The following is a 15467-nucleotide window of genomic DNA, read 5'->3' as shown; positions in this document are numbered from 1 at the left end:
ACCGACCGGCACGAACCGGAAAGCCGAAAGACTGCCGGGAAACCCCCAAAGAAACGGTCACCGGGCAGAGGACAGAGGGACGGGCCCGTCAGCGATGCAGGAGGGGGCGAGGGCCGGCACCCGGGCATCCGAGCCCTCACCAGCCTTGTTCCGCGCCAAGGGCGCGACCAGCCGCAGCAGATCGCTACGCGCTTCTCCCGTCTCGGCGTCCGGCGACCGCCTGGGGCTGATACCTGCACCAAAAGTCGATCAGAGCAGCGTGGAAGCGCAGGGGCGCGACAGATCGCTACGCGCTCCTCGTTTCTCAGCGTCCGTCGGCTTTCCGGGGATCTCCCCACCCGGGTACGGGGGTGGGTCGAGGAGAATGATCATGGTCGAATGACGCGCCGATTCCACCCCGCCGTGCCGTGGGCAGGCGCTGGACGGCGCACACCAGCGAAAGGAAGTCCATCATGTCGGCTATCCAGGGCAAGGTCATCGCGATCACGGGGGCAAGCAGCGGCATTGGTGAAGCGACTGCGACCTACCTCGCCGAACGGGGCGCCAAGCTCGTACTCGGGGCCCGCAGGGAGGATCGGCTGAAAGCGGTCGTGGACGGCATCACGGCCAAGGGAGGTACCGCCACCGGTGTTCTCGTCGACGTCACGCGCCGCGAGGACCTCCAGCGCCTGACGGACACGGCCCTCGACCAGTTCGGTCGGCTCGACGTCCTGGTATCCAACGCCGGCACGATGGCCGTCTCGCCCTTCGACGACCTGCGCCAGGACGACTGGGACGCCATGGTCGCCACCCACATCACCGGCCTGCTCAACGGCATCGGAGCGGCACTGCCCGTCTTCCGCCGGCAGCGCTCCGGCCAGTTCGTCAACGTCGGCTCCACCGCGGCCTACGTCGTCAAGTCCCCCCAGGGCGTCTATGCGGCCACCAAGACGGCCGTGAAGGTACTCACCGAGGGCCTGCGTCAGGAATCGGGCCCCGACCTGCGCGTGACCCTCGTCTCGCCGGGCTTCACCCACACCGAAGGCATAGGCAAGGGCGCCAGCCCCGAGGCCGCGGCCGCGATGACCCGTCAGCGCGACGAGATCGCCATGCCGCCCTCCGCCGTCGCTTCCGCCATCGCCTACGCGATCGAGCAGCCCGACGGCGTAGACGTCAGCGAAATCGTCGTCCGGCCCACCGCACAAGCCTGACAGAAGGCCGCCGTTCGTCCTTTGGCGCGGATATCAGCCCCAGACGGCCGCCGGACGCCGAAATGGGAGAAGCGCGTAGCGATCTGTCGCGCCCCTGCGTTTCCGCACCGCTCTGATCGACTTCTGGTGCGGGTATCAGCCCCAGGCGGTCGCCGGACGCTGAGACGAGAGAAGCGCGTAGCGATCTGTCGCGCCTGTCGGCTCCCTGGCCTGCTCTGGTCGACTTTTCGTGCAGGTAGAGCCGCACCTCTGGCCCCGAAACGGGGATATGGGGCTCGGATGCCCGGTGGGCCGGCGCCCGGCCCCTCGCCTCATCGCTGACGCGGCCGTCCCTGTGTCCTTTGCCCGGTGACCGTTTCTTTGGGGGTTTCCCGGCAGTCTTTCGGCTTTCCGGTTCGTGCCGGTCGGTCAAGGGTGGCCGAAGGCCATCGCGTAGCGACGCGACGAAGGAGCGCCCTTGAGGGACCGGTGCGAACCGGAAGGACGATGGACTGACGGGAAGCCCCCTACCTGCTCTGATCCGGTCCAGGGAGATACCGCCCCCCGGCCCCCCCACCCACGCCGACGGCCCCCTCGGCCGGAGCCGAGGGGGCCGTCGTGGGGGCCGTCGCAGGCGGGGCAGGGCCTCAGAGGCCCATGGCCGCCGAGAGGTCCTTCTTGACCGCGTCCAGGATCTCCTGGCCGCGGGTGCGGGCGCCCGCGAGGTCGGAGGCTTCCGCGACCGGGACCACGACCTCCAGGTAGCACTTGAGCTTGGGCTCCGTGCCGGAGGGGCGGCAGATGACGCGCGCCTTGTAGTCGCCGTCCAGGTAGTAGCGCAGGCCGTCCGTGGGCGGGAGGGCCGCCGAGCCGAGCGACAGGTCCTCCGCCGAGACCACCCGCAGCCCCGCCAGGGAGGCCGGGGGTTCGGCGCGCAGCTGCGCCATGGCGTTGGCGATGACCGACAGGTCCGAGACGCGGACCGACAGCTGGTCGGTGTGGTGCAGGCCGTGGGCCATCGCCAGGTCGTCCAGCAGGTCGGTCAGGGTGCGGCCCTGCTCCTTGAGCTTCGAGGCGAGCTCGGCGACCAGCAGGGCGGCGGTGATGCCGTCCTTGTCGCGGACGCCCTCGGGGTCCACGCAGTAGCCGAGGGCTTCCTCGTAGCCGTAGCGCAGGCCCTCGACGCGGGCGATCCACTTGAAGCCCGTCAGGGTCTCCTCGTAGCCGACGCCCGCGGCCTCCGCGATCCGGCCGAGGAGGGAGGACGAGACGATGGACTCCGCGAAGACGCCGCTGGCGCCCTTGTGGACCAGGTGGGCGGCCAGCAGGGCGCCGACCTCGTCGCCGCGGAGCATGCGCCAGCCGCCGTTGTCCGGGACGGCCACCGCGCAGCGGTCGGCGTCCGGGTCGTTGGCGATGACGATGTCGGGCTGGACCTCAGCGGCCTTCGCGAAGGCCAGGTCCATGGCGCCGGGCTCCTCCGGGTTGGGGAAGGCGACCGTGGGGAAGGCCGGGTCGGGCTCGGCCTGCTCGGCGACGAGGACCGGCTCGGGGAAGCCGTGGCGGGCGAAGGCGGCGAGGACGACGTCCTTGCCGACGCCGTGCATGGCCGTGTAGACGGTCCGCACGCCCCGGGGGGAGCCCGGGGTCAGGACGGCGTCCGTGCGGGTCAGGTAGGCCTCCAGGACCTCCTCGTCGAGCTGCAGCCAGCCGTCGGCGGGCTGCGGTACGTCGGCCAGTGCGCCGACGGCCGCGATCTGCGCCGCGATCTCGGTGTCCGCGGGGGACACGATCTGCGAGCCGTCGCCGAGGTAGACCTTGTAGCCGTTGTCCCGGGGAGGGTTGTGGCTGGCGGTCACCTCGACGCCGGCGACGGCGCCGAGGTGCCTTATGGCGTACGCGAGGACGGGCGTGGGCAGCGGTCGGGGCAGGACGGCCGCGCGCAGTCCGGCGCCGGTCATCACGGCGGCGGTGTCGCGGGCGAAGTCCGCCGACTTGTAGCGCGCGTCGTAGCCGACGACGACGAGGCCGCCGTCGTGGCCCTGGGCCTTCAGGTAGGCCGCGAGGCCCGCCGCGGCGCGGATGACCACGGAGCGGTTCATCCGCATCGGGCCGGCGCCGATCTCGCCGCGCAGTCCGGCGGTGCCGAACTGGAGCGTGCCGGAGAAGCGGTCCGCGAGCTCGGCCGTGTCGTTCGCGTCGATCAGGGCCGCGAGCTCCGCCGCCGTCTCCGGGTCCGGGTCCTCGGCCAGCCAGGTCCGGGCCCGGGCGAGGAGGTCGTCCTGTTCCTGCACTGCTTCCGCCTTACCTCTCGTACGTCGTCGATGTCGATCGTCGGGTGTCGACCGCGTCGATCAGATGCGGGCGAGGACCTGCGTCAGCAGCGTGCCCATGCGGGCGGCGGAGTCACGGCCGGCCTGGAGGACCTCTTCGTGGTTCAGCGGCTCGCCGGACAGGCCCGCGGCCAGGTTGGTGACCAGGGAGATGCCGAGGACCTCGGCGCCGGCCTCGCGGGCGGCGATGGCTTCCAGCACGGTGGACATGCCGACCAGGTCGGCGCCCATGACGCGGATCATGTTGATCTCGGCCGGGGTCTCGTAGTGCGGGCCGGGGAACTGGACGTAGACGCCCTCTTCGAGGGTCTCGTCGATGTCCTTGCACATCGCGCGCAGGCGCGGCGAGTACAGGTCGGTGAGGTCGACGAAGTTCGCGCCGACGATCGGCGAGGTGGCCGTCAGGTTGAGGTGGTCGCTGATCAGGACGGGCTGGCCGGGCTTCATGCCCTCGCGGAGGCCGCCGCAGCCGTTGGTCAGGACGACGGTCTTGCAGCCGGCGGCGACGGCGGTGCGCACGCCGTGGGCGACGGCGGCGACGCCGCGGCCCTCGTAGTAGTGGGTCCGGCCGAGGAAGACCAGGGCGCGCTTGTCGCCGATCTTGTACGAGCGGATCTTGCCGCCGTGGCCCTCGACGGCGGCGGGCGGGAAGCCGGGCAGCTCGGTGACGAGGAACTCGGACTCGGGGGCGCCGAGCGCCTCTGCGGCGGGGGCCCAGCCGGAGCCCATGACGAGGGCGACATCGTGGGATTCGACGCCGGTGAGCTCGCGGAGGCGGGCGGCGGCGGCGTCGGCGGCGGCGAAGGGGTCGGTAACAGATGCGTTCACGCAGACGAGCGTAGCCGCTTATCGCCTACGCGCGTAGATGGCGCAGCTCACGGTGTTCGGATCGTTGCCTTGTCGTTTCCGCCGAATCGTCCCTCTCCGCCCCCGCGGGCGGGTCCGGGCCGGGGCGCCGTCAGCAGGGGCGCTTGCGGAGTTCCATGACGTAGTCGTGCGGTGCGCCGGCCGACTCGGCGGCGTCCGCGATCTCGCCCAGGTAGCGCGCCGAGGGCAGGCCGCCCTCGTAGCCGTTGAGGACGTAGCACCAGGCCGCCTCCTCGCCGTCCAGGGTGTGGACGCGGATCCGCATGCGGCGGTAGATGTCGAGGCCGACACCCTCCCAGCGGTCCATCGAGTCCTCGTCCAGCGGGGCGATGTCGTACAGCGCGACGAAGACCTGCTGGCGGGGGGCCTCCACGATGGTGGCGAGGGCGCCTTCCCAGCCCATCTGCTCGCCGCCGAAGGTCAGCCGCCAGTCGTTGATCCAGCCCGTTCCGCGCAGCGGCGAATGGGGAGCGCGGCGCGTCATCAGCCGCGGGTCGAGGTTGCCGGCGTACGCGGCGTAGAGCGACATGAGGTCGAGGGTACGGGAGGGTCGCCCCGGCCCGCGTGTCCGGATGGTGCGAGCACCTTGATGCGTGCGGGACAATGGGGCACGGAATGCATCCCCCGGGGAGAACCCCCGGAACACCGGCCGGGGCGGCAGCCGGCCGGGTAGACGTGAGGCGGACTTTTCGTGACCCGGATCGTGATCATCGGCGGTGGACCCGGCGGGTATGAGGCAGCCCTGGTGGGGGCCCAGCTCGGCGCGGAGGTGACCGTCGTCGACTGCGACGGTCTGGGCGGGGCGTCGGTGCTGACCGACTGCGTGCCCTCGAAGACCCTCATCGCGACCGCAGAGGTCATGACGACCTTCGACTCGTCGTACGAGGAGCTGGGGATCGTCGTCGCGGACGACACCCCGCACATCGAGCAGGCCGCCCGCGTCGTCGGCGTGGACCTCGGCAAGGTGAACCGGCGCGTGAAGCGCCTCGCCCTGGCCCAGTCCCACGACATCACCGCCTCCGTCACCCGGGCCGGCGCCCGCGTCATGCGCGGCCGCGGCAAGCTGGGCGGCCCGCAGGGCATCGACGGCACGCGGGACGTCATCGTCACCGCCGCCGACGGCACCGAGACGATCCTCACCGCCGACGCCGTGCTGATCGCCACCGGCGGCACCCCCCGCGAGATCCCGGACGCGATGCCCGACGGGGAGCGGATCCTGAACTGGACCCAGGTCTACGACCTGGAGGAGCTCCCCGAGGAGCTGATCGTGGTCGGCTCCGGTGTGACCGGTGCCGAGTTCGCCGGCGCGTACCAGGCCCTGGGCTCCCGGGTGACGCTGGTGTCCTCGCGCGACCGCGTGCTGCCGGGTGAGGACCCGGACGCGGCCGCCGTGCTGGAGGACGTCTTCCGCCGCCGCGGCATGAACGTCATCGGCCGTTCGCGCGCCGAGTCCGCCAAGCGGGTCGGCGACCGGGTGGAGGTCACCCTCTCCGACGGCCGGGTGATCACGGGTACGCACTGCCTGATGGCGGTCGGCGCGATCCCGAACACCAAGAACATGAACCTGGAGGAGTCCGGGGTCCGGCTCAAGGAGTCCGGGCACATCTGGACCGACAAGGTGTCGCGCACGTCCTCGCCGGGCGTGTACGCCGCCGGTGACGTCACCGGCATCTTCGCGCTCGCCTCCGTCGCCGCCATGCAGGGGCGCATCGCGATGTACCACTTCCTCGGCGACGCGGTGGCCCCGCTGAACCTGAAGACGGTCTCCTCGAACGTCTTCACCGACCCCGAGATCGCCACCGTCGGCTACACCCAGGCCGACGTGGACGCGGGCAAGATCGACGCCCGCGTGGTGAAGCTGCCGCTGCTGCGCAACCCGCGCGCCAAGATGCAGGGCATCCGGGACGGGTTCGTGAAGCTGTTCTGCCGCCCGGGCACCGGCATCGTGGTGGGCGGCGTCGTCGTCTCGCCGCGCGCGAGCGAGCTGATCCACCCCATCTCGATCGCCGTCGACAACAACCTGACCGTCGAGCAGATCGCAAACGCGTTCACCGTGTACCCCTCGCTGTCCGGTTCGATCGCCGAAGTGGCCCGCCAGCTGCACACCCGCAAGGCGGGCGGCGAGGCGTAGCGGCTCCCGCCCCGAGGCCCAACCGCCCCTTCCCGTACGCGGGTTGGGGCGGAAGCCGTGGTGCGGCCGGGTTGCGTGCCGGCGCGGGCCGGCGGCGGGCCCGCCGCGTATACCACTAGTCGGGCCGACGTATGGACAACTTCGGTATTCCGGCGCAAAGAGCTGAAAGCAGACGGTCGTTGGCGTTACTGTCAGTTTCGTGTTCGCTGCTGAACGTCGCCAATTGATCCTCGAAATGGTGCGGGCCAACGGTGCGGTATCGCTCCGGGAGCTCGCCCGCGTCGTCCAGACCTCCGAAGTGACCGTACGGCGGGACGTGCGGGCACTGGAGGCAGAAGGACTCCTCGACCGCCGACACGGCGGTGCGGTTTTGCCGGGCGGTTTCACGCGGGAGTCCGGCTTTCCGCAAAAGTCCCATCTCGCGACGGCGGAGAAGACCGCCATCGCCGATGTCGCGGCCGGCCTCGTCGAAGAAGGCGAGGCCGTCGTCGTCGGCGCGGGTACCACGACCCAGGAGCTGGCCCGCCGGCTCGCGCGGGTGCCCGGTCTGACCGTCGTCACCAACTCGCTGCTCGTCGCCCAGGCGCTGGCGCACGCCAACCGGGTGGAGGTGGTGATGACCGGCGGCACGCTGCGCGGCTCGAACTACGCCCTCGTGGGCAGCGGCGCCGAACAGTCCCTCCAGGGGCTGCGGGTCTCCCGGGCCTTCCTGTCCGGGAGCGGCCTGACCGCCGAGCGCGGGCTCTCCACGTCCAACATGCTCTCCGCGAGCGTGGACCGGGCGCTGGTGCAGGCGGCGGCGGAGGTCGTCGTCCTGGCCGACCACACGAAGCTCGGCACGGACACGATGTTCCAGACCGTACCGACCGACGTGATGACGCGGCTGGTGACGGACGAGCCCCCGCAGCACGACGAGCGGGCCGCGACGGAGCTCCAGGCGCTGGCGGACCAGGGCGTGCAGATCACCGTGGCCGGGTCGGCGCCGGTGGCCGGGGGCCACGGGGGCGCCGGGGAGGGCATGCCGGGGCGCAGGCCGCGCCGGGAGGCTCCGCTGCCGGTCCAGCGGCGCGGCGGGCCCACCGCCCAGCTGCGCAGCGCGCCCGCGTCGCTGCTGGAGCAGCAGGCGGGGGAGCGGGCGCGGGTCGCGGACATGCGGCGCCGCTAGCCGCTCGGGTGCCGGGTCCCTGCGGGCCGGTCTCCTGCCTGCCCTACGCCCGTTCCTCCCCCGGCTACCGCTGGGTGCGTCGGCGGACGTGCGAAGGCCCCCGCCCGGGTGTCCCGGGCGGGGGCCTTCGTGGAGCTGGGGGCGTCAGTCCTTGATCTCGCAGATCGTGGCGCCCGAGGTGAGGGACGCGCCGACCTCGGCGGTCAGGCCGACGATGGTGCCGGAGCGGTGCGCGTTCAGCGGCTGCTCCATCTTCATCGCCTCCAGGACGACGATCAGGTCGCCCTCGTTGACCTGCTGGCCCTCCTCGACCGCGACCTTGACGATCGTGCCCTGCATCGGGGACGCGAGGGTGTCGCCGGAGGCGGCCGGGCCGGACTTCTTGGCGGCGCGGCGCTTCGGCTTGGCGCCGCCCGCGGCGGCCGTGCGGGCCAGGGTCATGCCCAGCGAGGACGGGAGGGAGACCTCCAGGCGCTTGCCGCCGACCTCGACGACGACCGTCTCGCGGCCCGGCTCGTCCTCGGTCTCCTCGGCCGCCGGAGCGGCGAACGGCTTGATCTCGTTGACGAACTCCGTCTCGATCCAGCGGGTGTGGACCTTGAACGGGGTGCCGTCGGTCGGGGCGAAGGCCGGGTCGGAGACGACCGCGCGGTGGAAGGGGATGGCGGTGGCCATGCCCTCCACGTTGAACTCCGCCAGGGCGCGCGCGGCGCGCTGGAGGGCCTGCTCGCGGGTGGCGCCGGTGACGATCAGCTTGGCGAGCAGCGAGTCCCAGGCGGGGCCGATGACCGAGCCGGTCTCCACGCCCGCGTCCAGGCGGACGCCGGGGCCGGTCGGCGGGGCGAAGAGGGTGACGGTGCCGGGGGCGGGCAGGAAGCCGCGGCCCGGGTCCTCGCCGTTGATGCGGAACTCGAAGGAGTGGCCGCGCAGCTCGGGGTCGCCGTAGCCGAGCTCCTCGCCGTCGGCGATGCGGAACATCTCGCGGACCAGGTCGATGCCGGCGACCTCCTCGGTCACCGGGTGCTCGACCTGGAGGCGGGTGTTGACCTCGAGGAAGGAGATGGTGCCGTCGGTGCCGACGAGGAACTCGACGGTGCCCGCGCCGACGTAGCCGGCCTCCTTGAGGATGGCCTTGGACGCGGCGTAGAGCTCGGCGTTCTGGGCTTCCGTCAGGTAGGGGGCCGGGGCCTCCTCGACGAGCTTCTGGTGGCGGCGCTGCAGCGAGCAGTCACGGGTCGAGACGACGACCACGTTGCCGTGCGAGTCCGCGAGGCACTGGGTCTCGACGTGGCGCGGCCGGTCGAGGTAGCGCTCGACGAAGCACTCGCCGCGGCCGAAGGCGGCCACGGCCTCGCGCACGGCGGACTCGTACAGCTCCGGCACCTCTTCGAGGGTGCGGGCGACCTTCAGGCCGCGGCCGCCACCGCCGAAGGCCGCCTTGATGGCGATCGGCAGGCCGTGCTCCTTGGCGAACGCGACGACCTCGTCGGCTCCGGAGACCGGGTCGGGGGTGCCCGCGACGAGCGGGGCCCCGGCGCGCTGGGCGATGTGGCGGGCGGCCACCTTGTCGCCGAGGTCGCGGATGGCCTGCGGCGGCGGGCCGATCCAGGTCAGGCCGGCGTCGAGCACGGCCTGGGCGAAGTCGGCGTTCTCGGAGAGGAAGCCGTATCCGGGGTGGATGGCGTCCGCTCCGGAGTCCGCGGCGGCCTGCAGGACCTTCGCGATGTCGAGGTAGCTGGCTGCCGGGGTGTCACCGCCCAACGCGAAAGCTTCGTCTGCCGCGCGGACGTGCAGGGCGTCCCGGTCCGGATCGGCGTAGACGGCTACGCTCGCGATCCCGGCATCCCGGCAGGCCCGAGCAACGCGGACAGCGATTTCGCCACGGTTGGCGATGAGCACCTTGCGCACGATGGCTCCCTCCTTGAAACAAGCTGAGTTTAGGGACTGCCGACACGGCCTTACGACCCTTCCCCGGTGGTGACCTTGCCCACACGGAGCGTGATTCGAGTGGCCCTTGAGTGCGGTGGCCCTTGTGTCGCCCCAGGTCAGGGTGATCCCCGACTGCACAGTAACCCCGTTGGGAGGGCGAGGTCTCTGTTCGGCGGGTCAGCGGCCCCCGCCGATTCTTTGTGGAGTCCCTACGAACGGCCTATGCATTCTTTGAGTGAGAGCCGTCACGGCCGCCCGCGCGCCGCTTTCCCGTAACGAAGCGGGTCCGGACTCTTGTCCGAAGGTTTACTCGTTAGTAGCCTCCCAGGCGTCGAACACGCTTGTGGCGTGGGAGGGATGGGGGCGTCGTGCTGCGCAGACTCGTGGCGGGGCTGGCCGCGATCGCACTCGTCGCGGAGGCCGCCGTGCTCGTACTCGTCCACGTCGTGCTGGGCCGGGCGACCGAAGCCCAGTCGATGTCCATCGCGGGCGCCGATCCGGATGTCATGGCCATGGCTACCTATGGGATGGGTGCCGCGCTGGGCGCCTTCCTCCTGCTGTGCGCCGTCCTGGCCGCCGTCGCCGCCCTGCGCGACCACCCGCCGGGCCGTGCCGCCCGCGTCCTGCTCGTCGCCGCCGCCGTCACCCACGGGGTGCTCGGCGCCCTCGCCGCGGCACTCGTCGGCTGGGGCGCCTTCGCGGCGACGATGGTGATCCTGTGTCTGCTGGTGCTGACCCTGATGCTCCACGCCCGGCCGGCGGCCGGGCCGGACGGGCGGTCCGGTGGGCGCCTCAGGCCCACAAGTCCGTGATGGACACGTCCAGTTCGCCCAGCAGTGAGCGCAGCAGCGGCAGCGACAGGCCGATCACGTTGCCCGGGTCCCCGTCGATGCCGTCGATGAACGGCGCCGACAGGCCGTCCAGGGTGAACGCCCCGGCCACGTGCAGCGGTTCGCCGCTGGCCACGTACGCCGCCACCTCCGCGTCCGTCGGCTCGCCGAAGCGGACCGTCGTGGAGGCCGTCGCCGAGACCTGACGGCCGGTGGCCGTGTCGATCACGCAGTGGCCCGTACGGAGCACCCCGGCGCGCCCGCGCATCGACGTCCAGCGGGCCGTGGCGTCGGCCGCGTCGGCCGGCTTGCCGAGCGCCTCGCCGTCCAGCTCCAGCACGGAGTCGCAGCCGATCACCAGGGCGCCCGCGGCCTCCTCCAGGCCCGCCACCACGCCCGCCTTGGCCTCGGCCAGGGCCAGCGCCAGGCCGGCCGGTTCGTCGTGGTCCAGGGTGTCCTCGTCGAACCCGCTGACGATCACGTGCGGGGCCATCCCGGCCTGCCGCAGCAGGTTCAGCCGGGCGGGCGAGGCGGAGGCGAGGACGAGCGTGCGTGCGGTCATGGGGGCCATCGTAGGGCCGCCGCCGAGGACCCCTCTAGAACGGGGGCACGCCGAGGACGTACACCGCGACCACCATCGCCAGTACGAGGACCACGAGCATCCGCCGCAGCATCGCCTGGGCGTCGCGCATGTCCTTCGGGGGCTCGTCCTTCGGGTCTGACCAGAGCATGCTCCGATCCTGGACCCGGTACGCCGGTGGCGCCTGAGTACGGGTACTCAGGCGCCACCGTCCGTTCGCGCCATCTTCCGGAACGCGGGGCTCAGCCCCGTCCGGGCCAGTACGTACGGCCCCACGCGCGCGGCCCGGGCAGCATCTGGCGCCGCCGGGCCACCCGGCTCGGCGAAGCCCACTCGTCCGGGACCCGGGGCGCGCCCGACGGGGCCGAGGCCAGCGCCGCCGCGCGCGCTTGGACCACCGCCAGTGCGGCGGCCAGCTCCTCGGGGGTCGGGTTGCCCTTGACGACCTTGATCACCACAGAGTCCTCCTGGAAGGCCTAGAGGGGGATGTTGCCGTGCTTCTTCGGGGGCAGCGACTCCCGCTTCGTACGCAGCTGGCGCAGTCCCTTCACCACCTGGGCGCGGGTCTCGGACGGCATGACCACCGCGTCGACGTAACCGCGCTCGGCGGCCGTGTAGGGGTTGAGCAGGGTGTCCTCGTACTCCGTGATGAGCCGTGCCCTGGTCTCCTCCACCTCCTCCGGAGCGGCCTCCGCGATGGTGCGCCGGTGCAGGATGTTCACCGCGCCCTGCGCGCCCATGACGGCGATCTGGGCGGTCGGCCAGGCCAGGTTCAGGTCCGCGCCGAGGTGCTTGGAGCCCATGACGTCGTAGGCGCCGCCGAAGGCCTTGCGCGTGATGACGGTGATGAGGGGGACGGTGGCCTCGGCGTACGCGTAGATCAGCTTCGCTCCGCGCCGGATGATTCCGTTGTACTCCTGGTCGGTGCCGGGCAGGAAGCCCGGGACGTCGACGAACGTCAGCACCGGGATGTTGAAGGCGTCGCACGTGCGGACGAACCGCGCGGCCTTCTCGGAGGCGTTGATGTCCAGGCAGCCGGCGAACTGCATCGGCTGGTTGGCGACGACGCCCACCGGGTGCCCCTCGACGCGGCCGAAGCCGGTGAGGATGTTCGGGGCGAACAGGGACTGGGTCTCCAGGAACTCCGCGTCGTCGAGCACGTGCTCAATCACAGTGTGCATGTCGTACGGCTGGTTCGCACTGTCCGGGATCAGGACGTCGAGCTCCAGGTCGGCGTCCGAGACCTCGGTGTCCGCCTCCTCCGGGAAGGAGGGCGGCTCGGAGAGGTTGTTCGACGGCAGGTACGCCAGCAGTGACTTGACGTACTCGATCGCGTCCTTCTCGTCACCGGCCATGTGGTGGGCGACGCCGGAGGTGCTGTTGTGGGTGCGGGCGCCGCCCAGCTCCTCGAAGCCGACGTCCTCGCCGGTGACCGTCTTGATGACGTCCGGGCCGGTGATGAACATGTGCGAGGTCTGGTCGACCATGACCGTGAAGTCGGTGATGGCGGGGGAGTACACGGCGCCGCCGGCACAGGGCCCCACGACCAGGCTGATCTGCGGGATCACGCCCGAGGCGTGGACGTTGCGGCGGAAGATCTCGCCGTACATGCCGAGGGCGCTCACGCCCTCCTGGATGCGGGCGCCGCCGGAGTCGTTGATGCCGACGACCGGGCAGCCGGTCTTCAGGGCGAAGTCCATCACCTTGATGATCTTCTGCCCGTAGACCTCGCCGAGGGCCCCGCCGAAGACGGTGAAGTCCTGTGAGAACACGGCCACCGGGCGCCCGTCCACCGTGCCGTAGCCGGTGACGACGCCGTCGCCGTAGGGACGGGTCTTCTCCAGCCCGAAGTTGGTCGACCGGTGCCGGGCGAACTCGTCCAGCTCTACGAAGGACCCCTCGTCCAGCAGCAACGCCACACGCTCACGTGCCGTCAGCTTGCCCTTGGCGTGCTGCTTCTCGACGGCACGCTCGGAACCGGCGTGCGTGGCTTCCTCGACGCGGCGCCGCAGGTCCGCGAGCTTGCCCGCGGTCGTGTGCATGTCGATCGGCTCTGAGGGTTGGGACATCGGGGTCGCGGCTCCCTGTGTGGTGTCAACTGCCTGGTCAATTGATTGACTGCTGCTGGCTACTGGTGCGTAGCGTATCGGCGGGCATGGCGCTCGGCAGTGCGGCGTTTGACACACCTACATTGGGTTGCATGACTCCACAAGATGCTTCAGCCGGAGCGGGCGCGGGCCGCTGGTCGAGCCTGGACCGCCCGCCCCTGAACGCCTCCGCGCTCACGAAGGCGCTCGTCACGCCGGACGGTCTGTGGACCTCCCTGGAGGTCGTCGCCGCCACCGGGTCCACCAACAGCGATCTCGCGGCCCGGGCCGCGGAGCTGCCCGAGGGCGCCGTGCTGGTCGCCGAGGAGCAGACGGCCGGACGCGGGCGGCTGGACCGCAGCTGGGTCGCGCCGGCCCGGTCGGGGCTGTTCTTCTCCGTGCTGTTCAAGCCGGGCGCGGGCGTGCCGCAGGAGCGGTGGGGGTGGCTGCCGCTGCTGGCCGGTGTGGCCGCGGCGGCCGGGCTGTCGCGGGGCGCGGGCGTGGACACCGCGCTCAAGTGGCCGAACGACCTGCTGGTGAACGTGGACGGGGAGGAGCGCAAGGCGGGCGGCATCCTCGCGGAGCGGGTCGCGGACGGGGTCGTCCTCGGGATCGGCCTCAACGTCACCCTGACGGAGGACGAGCTCCCCGTGCCGGCGGCCGGGTCGCTGCTCCTGGCCAAGGCGGCGGTGACCGACCGGGAGCCGCTGCTGAAGGCCGTGCTGCGGTCGCTGGAGGAGTGGTACGGGCGCTGGCGCGACGCGGCCGGCGACCCGGCGGACAGCGGCCTCCAGGAGGCGTACGCGGCCGGCTGCGCGACGCTGGGCCGCCACGTCCGCGCGGACCTGCCGGGCGGGCGCGAACTCACCGGAACGGCCGAAGCGCTCGACGCGGACGGGCGGCTGGTCATCCGCACGGCCGACGACGCCCGCGAGGCGGTGGGCGCCGGGGACGTGGTGCACCTGAGGTCGGTGAGGTAGCACCGGAGGTCCGGGGGCCCACCCCCGGACCTGCACGGCGTTTCCCGCACGTGCGGGGCCGGAACTGGGGGAGTGAGCTACGGCACACCTGCCGTATGGTTTAGGCGATCCCGGTCCTCCCGGTGATCACCCGGTTCGGCAGCGCGCACGGAATGGACAGGAGGCGGCCCTTGACCGTCGACGATTCTCAGTCCAGCGCGTCCGCGTCGCCGTCGGGCGCCGCGTCCGGGTCCGCGTCCGCGTCCGGGTCCGGTTCCGGCGGGAACCCGGGCACCCCGATCGGGCGGGACCAGCACACGCCCTTCCACGAGGTCGACCACGCGGCACAGCCCACGGCCGACCCGCTCGCCATCCGGCTGGAGCAGCTGATCCTGGGCGCCGAGCGGCGCTACACGCCGTTCCAGGCGGCCCGCAGCGCGGGTGTGTCCATGGAGCTGGCCTCGCGGTTCTGGCGGGCCATGGGCTTCGCCGACATCGGCCAGGCCAAGGCCCTGACCGAGGCCGACGTCCTGGCGCTGCGGCGCCTGGCCGGCCTGGTGGAGGCGGGGCTGCTGAGCGAGCCCATGGCGGTGCAGGTGGCCCGGTCCACCGGGCAGACCACCGCCCGGCTGGCCGAATGGCAGATCGATTCCTTCCTGGAAGGGCTGACGGAGCCGCCCGAGCCGGGCATGACCCGCACGGAGGTCACGTACCCGCTGGTCGAGCTGCTGCTGCCGGAGCTGGAGGAGTTCCTCGTCTACGTCTGGCGCCGCCAGCTGGCGGCGGCCACCGGCCGGGTGGTGCAGGTCGCCGACGACGAGGAGATGGTCGACCGGCGCCTCGCGGTGGGCTTCGCGGACCTGGTGGGCTTCACCCGGCTGACGCGGCGGCTGGAGGAGGAGGAACTCGGCGAGCTCGTCGAGGCCTTCGAGACGACGGCGGCCGACCTGGTGGCCGCGCACGGCGGCCGGCTGATCAAGACGCTGGGCGACGAGGTGCTGTACTGCGCCGACGACGCGGCGACCGCGGCCGAGATCGCGCTGCGGCTGATCGAGACCATGGAGGCGGACCCGCAGATGCCGGAGCTGCGCGTCGGCATCGCGTTCGGGACGGTGACGACCCGGATGGGCGACGTCTTCGGGACCACGGTGAACCTGGCCAGCCGGCTGACCTCCATAGCCCCGAAGGACGCGGTGCTGGTCGACGGCGCCATGGCCGAGGAGCTCAGCCGGACGGGCGCCGCGCCGAAGTCCGAGAAGGACGCCGAGAACGAGGAGGGCGGCGGCACGTACCGCTTCGCGCTCCAGCCGATGTGGCAGCGGCCGGTGCGCGGCCTGGGAGTCGTCGAGCCCTGGTCGCTGACGCGGAGGACACCTAAGATCCCCGGGTAACGATCGTTAACCGGGAGGGTGGCAGC

General features: G+C 71.9%; 14 protein-coding genes. 6 read left to right on the top strand and 8 right to left on the bottom strand.

All coding sequences use genetic code 11. From position 1 onward, the window contains the following. The first annotated feature begins 452 nt into the window (after positions 1-452). Positions 453-1190 carry an SDR family oxidoreductase gene (locus ACIPW5_RS35510; RefSeq protein ID WP_401254207.1) on the top strand — a complete coding sequence of 246 codons (738 nt, stop codon included), beginning with the start codon at positions 453-455 and terminating at the stop codon, positions 1188-1190. Between the two features lie 626 nt (positions 1191-1816). On the opposite strand, the gene ACIPW5_RS35505 is transcribed toward ACIPW5_RS35510, so the two are convergent. From ACIPW5_RS35505 to ACIPW5_RS35495, 3 genes are all read right to left on the bottom strand, one after another. After that, positions 1817-3463 (bottom strand): phospho-sugar mutase, encoded by a 1647-nt coding sequence (locus ACIPW5_RS35505; protein ID WP_401254204.1) that lies wholly within the window; start codon positions 3461-3463, stop codon positions 1817-1819. Between the two features lie 60 nt (positions 3464-3523). Then, positions 3524-4330, bottom strand: coding sequence for a purine-nucleoside phosphorylase (locus ACIPW5_RS35500; RefSeq protein WP_362469979.1), 807 nt, complete (start codon positions 4328-4330; stop codon positions 3524-3526). Positions 4331-4460: 130 nt separating this feature from the next. Beyond that, positions 4461-4898: a gamma-glutamylcyclotransferase gene (locus ACIPW5_RS35495; RefSeq protein ID WP_007266087.1), complete on the bottom strand. Its 438-nt coding sequence runs from the start codon at positions 4896-4898 to the stop codon at positions 4461-4463. Between the two features lie 162 nt (positions 4899-5060). Between ACIPW5_RS35495 and ACIPW5_RS35490 the strand changes: the two genes are divergently transcribed. Then, on the top strand, positions 5061-6500 hold the full coding sequence (locus tag ACIPW5_RS35490; protein ID WP_401254201.1) for an NAD(P)H-quinone dehydrogenase: 1440 nt from the start codon (positions 5061-5063) through the stop codon (positions 6498-6500). 235 nt (positions 6501-6735) lie between these two features. After that, positions 6736-7665, top strand: coding sequence for a DeoR/GlpR family DNA-binding transcription regulator (locus ACIPW5_RS35485; protein ID WP_401254219.1), 930 nt, complete (start codon positions 6736-6738; stop codon positions 7663-7665). Between the two features lie 144 nt (positions 7666-7809). Here ACIPW5_RS35485 and ACIPW5_RS35480 read toward each other — a convergent pair whose 3' ends face one another. After that, positions 7810-9573: an acetyl/propionyl/methylcrotonyl-CoA carboxylase subunit alpha gene (locus tag ACIPW5_RS35480; RefSeq protein ID WP_401254199.1), complete on the bottom strand. Its 1764-nt coding sequence runs from the start codon at positions 9571-9573 to the stop codon at positions 7810-7812. A gap of 389 nt (positions 9574-9962) precedes the next feature. Here ACIPW5_RS35480 and ACIPW5_RS35475 point away from each other — a divergent pair, with 389 nt between their 5' ends. After that, positions 9963-10406 carry a hypothetical protein gene (locus tag ACIPW5_RS35475; RefSeq protein WP_401254197.1) on the top strand — a complete coding sequence of 148 codons (444 nt, stop codon included), beginning with the start codon at positions 9963-9965 and terminating at the stop codon, positions 10404-10406. Here the strand turns inward: ACIPW5_RS35475 and ACIPW5_RS35470 are convergent. From ACIPW5_RS35470 to ACIPW5_RS35455, 4 genes are all read right to left on the bottom strand, one after another. After that, on the bottom strand, positions 10387-10995 hold the full coding sequence (locus tag ACIPW5_RS35470) for a Maf family protein (RefSeq protein ID WP_401254194.1): 609 nt from the start codon (positions 10993-10995) through the stop codon (positions 10387-10389). The two genes, ACIPW5_RS35475 and ACIPW5_RS35470, sit on opposite strands and share 20 nt — an antisense overlap. A 25-nt stretch (positions 10996-11020) precedes the next feature. Beyond that, positions 11021-11155: a morphogenic membrane protein MmpB gene (gene mmpB / locus ACIPW5_RS35465; protein WP_401254192.1), complete on the bottom strand. Its 135-nt coding sequence runs from the start codon at positions 11153-11155 to the stop codon at positions 11021-11023. 91 nt (positions 11156-11246) lie between these two features. After that, complete coding sequence (locus ACIPW5_RS35460) at positions 11247-11459, bottom strand: acyl-CoA carboxylase epsilon subunit (RefSeq protein WP_125599251.1); 213 nt, start codon at positions 11457-11459, stop codon at positions 11247-11249. A gap of 21 nt (positions 11460-11480) precedes the next feature. Continuing rightward, entirely contained in the window at positions 11481-13073 is a 1593-nt protein-coding gene (locus tag ACIPW5_RS35455) for an acyl-CoA carboxylase subunit beta (protein ID WP_401254189.1), read from the bottom strand. Between the two features lie 131 nt (positions 13074-13204). Between ACIPW5_RS35455 and ACIPW5_RS35450 the strand changes: the two genes are divergently transcribed. Further along, positions 13205-14071: a biotin--[acetyl-CoA-carboxylase] ligase gene (locus ACIPW5_RS35450; protein WP_401254186.1), complete on the top strand. Its 867-nt coding sequence runs from the start codon at positions 13205-13207 to the stop codon at positions 14069-14071. A 278-nt stretch (positions 14072-14349) separates the two neighbouring features. After that, a complete protein-coding gene (locus ACIPW5_RS35445; protein ID WP_401254216.1) occupies positions 14350-15441 on the top strand; it encodes an adenylate/guanylate cyclase domain-containing protein in 1092 nt (363 codons plus the stop codon). Positions 15442-15467: the final 26 nt, after the last annotated feature.

Origin of the sequence: Streptomyces sp. NPDC090077 (genome assembly GCF_044747545.1) — a bacterium.
In the GTDB taxonomy this organism is placed as follows: Bacteria; Actinomycetota; Actinomycetes; order Streptomycetales; family Streptomycetaceae; genus Streptomyces.
The sequence above is the reverse complement of the archived record's forward strand: the minus strand, read 5'-3'. Positions and strand labels throughout refer to the sequence as shown.

Coding starts and splice junctions, on each gene's coding strand:
- ACIPW5_RS35510 (WP_401254207.1), top strand. CDS start 453: ATGTCGGCTATCCAGGGCAAGGTCATCGCGATCACGGGGGCAAGCAGC.
- ACIPW5_RS35495 (WP_007266087.1), bottom strand. CDS start 4,898: ATGTCGCTCTACGCCGCGTACGCCGGCAACCTCGACCCGCGGCTGATG.
- ACIPW5_RS35485 (WP_401254219.1), top strand. CDS start 6,736: ATGGTGCGGGCCAACGGTGCGGTATCGCTCCGGGAGCTCGCCCGCGTC.
- ACIPW5_RS35470 (WP_401254194.1), bottom strand. CDS start 10,995: ATGGCCCCCATGACCGCACGCACGCTCGTCCTCGCCTCCGCCTCGCCC.
- mmpB (WP_401254192.1), bottom strand. CDS start 11,155: ATGCTCTGGTCAGACCCGAAGGACGAGCCCCCGAAGGACATGCGCGAC.
- ACIPW5_RS35455 (WP_401254189.1), bottom strand. CDS start 13,073: ATGTCCCAACCCTCAGAGCCGATCGACATGCACACGACCGCGGGCAAG.
- ACIPW5_RS35450 (WP_401254186.1), top strand. CDS start 13,205: ATGACTCCACAAGATGCTTCAGCCGGAGCGGGCGCGGGCCGCTGGTCG.